The sequence below is a fragment of the Psychrobacter sp. T6-1 genome (assembly GCF_052258445.1).
The window spans coordinates 1-4963 of the sequence record NZ_JBQQFC010000182.1; the positions used below are offsets into that span (position 1 = coordinate 1).

Sequence of the window (4963 nt, forward strand, 5' to 3'; positions counted from 1 at the left end):
CGCGCGCAAGCTGACGGTATCATCGTTATCATAACCGATCATCATCTCACCACCAAGACCGTGCCGCCTGCTGAAGCTGTGGTCAATCCTAATCAGATAGATTGTGGCTTTGCTAGTAAAGCACTTGTCGGCGTCGGCGTAGCGTTCTATGTCTTAGGACGCTTGGCGAAATTGCGCCGCGCGGCAGGCAAGTCTACTGTGCAAGTCAGTCAACATTTAGATCTAGTCGCGCTTGGCACTATCGCTGATGTCGGCGTACTCGATAAAAACAATCGCACGCTCGTACATCATGGGCTTACTGCGATTCGCCAAGGGCGCTGTAGCCTTGGAATATTGGCGCTTCTTGAACAAGCAGGGCGCGATCCCAAGCAGATGCAAGCGCAGGACTTTGGCTTTGTATTAGGGCCACGTATCAATGCCGCCGGTCGCATGGATAACATGCGTATCGGTATTGACTGCCTGCTGACTGAGGATTGGAGTACCGCGCAGCGCTTGGCTCATGAGCTTGAACAGCTCAATCGCACGCGCCGTCAAGTCGAAGGCGAGATGCGCGCGCAAGCGGATACTATCGTGCAAACCTTGATTACCGACAATGGCGATGATGAGGCAGTAGATGATAACGATGACGATACCATCTGCCGTGATCGCACACATAAAGAGAGTGCTCGCAACACAGAAACCAATGACGGCGCAAAAACTAAGGCGAGCCGTAGTATCATTTTATATAAAGATGACTGGCATCAAGGCGTTATCGGTATCGTCGCAGGGCGGCTAAAAGAGAGCCATTACCGTCCTAGCATCGTCTTTGCGCCCGCCAATACAGAACGTACGGGTGATGATGATCCTATTAAAGGTTCAGCTCGCTCTATTGCTGGCGTGCATATCCGTGATGCTATTGAGCAAGTAGCTGAGCAGCATCCTAATCTGATTAGCCATTTTGGCGGGCATGCCATGGCGGCAGGTTTGACTCTAAAACGACGCAATTTTGAAGGCTTTGTCAATGCTTTTGATGCGGTCATGGCACAATTAGAGGATGAGGTATTTGCTGAGCAAAAATTTACCGATGGGCCTTTGCAGGCTTGCGACTTTAGCTTAGGATTCGCTGAGCATTTAGCCAATGCCAGTATTTGGGGTCATGGCTTTGCGCCGCCGATATTCGACGGTGTCTTTGAGGTGCTTAGTTTTAAGATACTAAAAGATAAGCACCTAAAGCTATCTCTGCGTTATCCTGATGTGCAATATCCTATTGAGGCGATTTATTTTAACTTCGATAACGAGGTGTGGGATTACCGCGCGCAAAAAGTGCACCTGCTGTTTCAGTTGGATATTAATGAATGGAACTCTAAGCAAAGCTTGCAGTTGATGGTTAGAGATTTGGCTATAGTGGCATAGCTTGTCAAAATACAGCTACACTTATCAAACCAATACACATAAAAGCGTCAACGTCATGCGAAGTTGGCGCTTTTTAGTATCGCCACTCAAGCGTTGGAAATTGCCAATCAAAGCGAATCGCTAGCATTCGTAGCGTAAAGATAGTCGCCATCGTAACGATATCAGTGATCCAATCGCTAAACCCTAAGTTACGCAGCGCAAAATAGAGCATACCGCCTGTTAAAGCGGCGGAGATATAAATCTCTTGCTGCAACACCAGCGGAATCTCATTGCAGATCATATCGCGGATGATACCGCCGACGATGATCGTGATGACGCCGAGCAGTAGCGCTACAGGGACATTGGCGCCCATGCTATCCGCGACCTTGATACCGATTAAGGTAAAGGCAGATAGACCAATAGTGTCAGAGAGTTTGAGGAACTTATCGACTCGTACGGAGTTTGGGTGAAAGAAAATCTGCATAACCAGTGATGAGATAGTAATGACGGTCAAGTAGCTCATATCGACCATCCAAAACAGCGGGTGACGATCTAAGATAACATCGCGTACTGTACCGCCGCCGATTGCCGTGACGATAGAGACTAGCAAACAGCCAAAGACATCGAAATTTTTGTGCTTAGCCAGTATCGTCCCTGAAATACTACAAGCGACGATACCGATCATATCGAATAAATACAGCAAAGAGCGCGGATCAAAAGTGGTTATCACTGCCGTGTCTAGGGCAATAGTTAGCATGAGCGACTCTCATTTTTAATCATTTTAATATGCAAAGCGTTTTACTTGTCACTTGACCAAGCGGATAGAAGGTAGATGCCAATCAAACTTTAAGGCAAACATACGTACCCCAAAGATAACCAGAAGCATAATAAATTCGTTAATACCCGCGCTGATCCCTAGGTACTGAAGGCACAGATAAGTCACTGAACCTATGACGCTGGCGGTAATATAAATCTCACGCTGCAATACCAGCGGTATCTCATTACAGATAATATCACGTAGCAACCCGCCAAGAATCGCTGTCCATACGCCCATCATTACTGCAATGAAGGGTGATGCGTCCATGTTTAACGCCACCTTAAACCCAATCACGCTAAAAGCGGCCAGACCAATAGCATCAAAGAGTTTGAGAGCATTATCGATCTTGTGATACAAATGAAAAAATATCTGCAAAATAAGGGAGGTCATGGTAATCACAATGACATAGGTCAAATCCGTCATCCAAAACAGCGGATGTCGATCCAATGCCATATCTCTTAAAGTACCGCCGCCGATAGCGTTGACCATCGACACCAAGATACAGCCAGCAATATCAAAACCCTTGTGCTGCGCCAGTAAAGTTCCAGCAATGGCGCAGGCAATGACCCCAACCATATCTAACAAATACAATAAAATATCGGGGAAAATTAAATCATTAACCATAGTGATATTGCCAGTTGTTGACGTGTGGAGTATTAAAAATAAGAGTGCATACCGTGTTTCAAATCAAGGGTTTACGCTAAAAACTTTGACAATGCAGGGCGCTAACCATCCTTTGCAAATAATATCAGCCCAACAACAATCAATCCGATACCTACTAATCCCATCACTGATGGCAGCGCATTACCTAGCAGCAAGATACCACCTATCAAGGCAAATATCACTTCGCTTGCCTGCGTTGAGTCGACGCCAGCCACTTCGCTGGAGGTCACGGCTTGATCACGAGCATACAAAAATATAGTCGTTGCCGCGACCCCTGCCAATAAAGCCACTAATAGAGTATTAAACAGCTGCGAGGTATCGGGTAATTTGGGACGCACTATAATGCCTAAAGCGAGCCAAAATGGCAAACTCCCAAGCGTCATCAGCCATACTTTATTAAAGGCGTTTTGTAGAAGCGTAGTCTCAATCGTTGGAATACGAGCAATTAAGCCTTGGAGCACAGTAGGATGCGCCGCGAGTGAGTGAGCACAAACATCCTCTGTAATCATATCTGCGCCTGATATGACATCATCAAAAGCAGGTCTAGCGGCTAACGTTGGTACTGTATCATCAGCACTACCTTGTTTCGCCTCGTCTTTTTTAACGTTGCTATTCTTAGCCTTGATGCTTTTGGCATTGATACTCTTAGAATTAATGCTCTTAGAATTAAACGACACTTGCCAGACGAGCTGATTACCAATGGGATAACAAAAGGCGGCTAGGAGGGCAGGCAATGCGCCCAGCAGAAGCATCTCAGCCATATTGATATCTGATACGGTAGAAGCACGCAAACCTTCGCTGACATTGACCAGTACTACGCCGATAAACACCAGCAAGGCATAAATGATAAATTTCCTATCAAAGCGTTGACCAAAGGCGAGCAGCACCAATAAACTGGTCACAACTGTAAACATAAAGGTCGCAGCGACTACCCAGCCGGCGACGTGATCCGCGGCGTAGCAGATGCCAGTGTAAAAGACACCAAAACCGATACTGCCTGTGATACACCAAAAGCCCCAGTGCTCAATAAATAAAACGCCAAGCGCTTTAATACGTCCAAAACCAAATTGCAGGACAATAATGGAGGTGATAATGAGCCACATAAATACGTAGCGTAGGCTCGCTGACCAAAACCAATGACCACCAGCATCACTCATCAGCTCATTTAAGATGAAAGTTGAGCTAAAAAACGCGCCCGCCAATAAGCCTAGTAAAATCAGTTTGACCATCTCACATCCTTTACCTAAGCTTGTTTGTCTATACTCAGTTCAGTAATAGAAGCGCTATTTGCCTTTAGCATCCGCCCAAATAATCTTGTGCAGTTGCAACTGAAAGCGAACGGGTAAGGCATCAGCGAGCATCCACTCGGCAAGCTCGCGGGCGAGCACCGGCACCTCGGGGCTGAGGTCTTCATTGACATCGTCTGCAACATTAAACATCGGAGAGAACCAGACGGTACCGACCAATTCGTTAAGTTGATACTCAATGAGTTTGGTCTTTGCCCAGTCATAATCAGTGCGGTTCATAATCACAAACTTGATCTGATCATGCGCGGTTAAGTGGTTTAGGTTTGACCATAGATTCTTATCCACCTCGCCTGAGCTTGGGGTTTTAAGATCCATAACTTTGCTCACTGCTGTCGGCACGTCCTTAACACTCAATGCGCCCGCGGTCTCAAGTGATATCTCGTAGCCTTGACTCAATAAGCGCTTCATCAGCTCAATAGCATTAGGCTGCGCGAGCGGCTCACCACCTGTAAGACAAATACGGGTGCAAGGGTAGCTTTTGATGGTATCGATGATAGCCTCAAGCGACTGACGTACCCCTCCTGTAAACGCATATTCAGTATCACAGTAGACACATCTGAGCGGACAGCCCGTTAAGCGTACAAATATCGTCGGCAAGCCTGAGGTGATGGCTTCACCTTGCAAGGAATAAAAGATCTCAGTCAGGCGTAGACCAGCTTCGGGGTCAGTGACAGGTATCGATGAGCTGCGGAGTAGGGTCTCAGTCATAAGATTATCTAATGTGTTTAATGGTAAATTAAGAGAATTATAACGTAAGCGGCGCTATTAAAGGATGCTGTAAAACTAAAAAGAAGATGCTAAAGGT

At 46.4% G+C, this 4963-nt stretch carries 5 protein-coding genes; 1 reads left to right on the forward strand and 4 read right to left on the reverse strand.

The features are described from left to right. Positions 1-1392, forward strand: a 1392-nt coding sequence (locus ACTXGO_RS09600) for a single-stranded-DNA-specific exonuclease RecJ (protein WP_443574223.1), incomplete at its 5' end; no start/stop codon positions are given. A 73-nt stretch (positions 1393-1465) separates the two neighbouring features. On the opposite strand, the gene ACTXGO_RS09605 is transcribed toward ACTXGO_RS09600, so the two are convergent. From ACTXGO_RS09605 to queE, 4 genes are all read right to left on the reverse strand, one after another. After that, on the reverse strand, positions 1466-2128 hold the full coding sequence (locus ACTXGO_RS09605; protein ID WP_435949309.1) for a trimeric intracellular cation channel family protein: 663 nt from the start codon (positions 2126-2128) through the stop codon (positions 1466-1468). A gap of 48 nt (positions 2129-2176) precedes the next feature. Beyond that, positions 2177-2812: a trimeric intracellular cation channel family protein gene (locus ACTXGO_RS09610; protein WP_435949307.1), complete on the reverse strand. Its 636-nt coding sequence runs from the start codon at positions 2810-2812 to the stop codon at positions 2177-2179. Between the two features lie 101 nt (positions 2813-2913). Continuing rightward, the gene (locus ACTXGO_RS09615) at positions 2914-4080 is read right to left on the reverse strand and encodes a multidrug resistance efflux transporter family protein (protein ID WP_435949306.1); all 1167 of its coding nucleotides are present in this window, start codon (positions 4078-4080) and stop codon (positions 2914-2916) included. 54 nt (positions 4081-4134) lie between these two features. Then, a complete protein-coding gene (queE, locus tag ACTXGO_RS09620; protein WP_435949304.1) occupies positions 4135-4866 on the reverse strand; it encodes a 7-carboxy-7-deazaguanine synthase QueE in 732 nt (243 codons plus the stop codon). Positions 4867-4963: the final 97 nt, after the last annotated feature.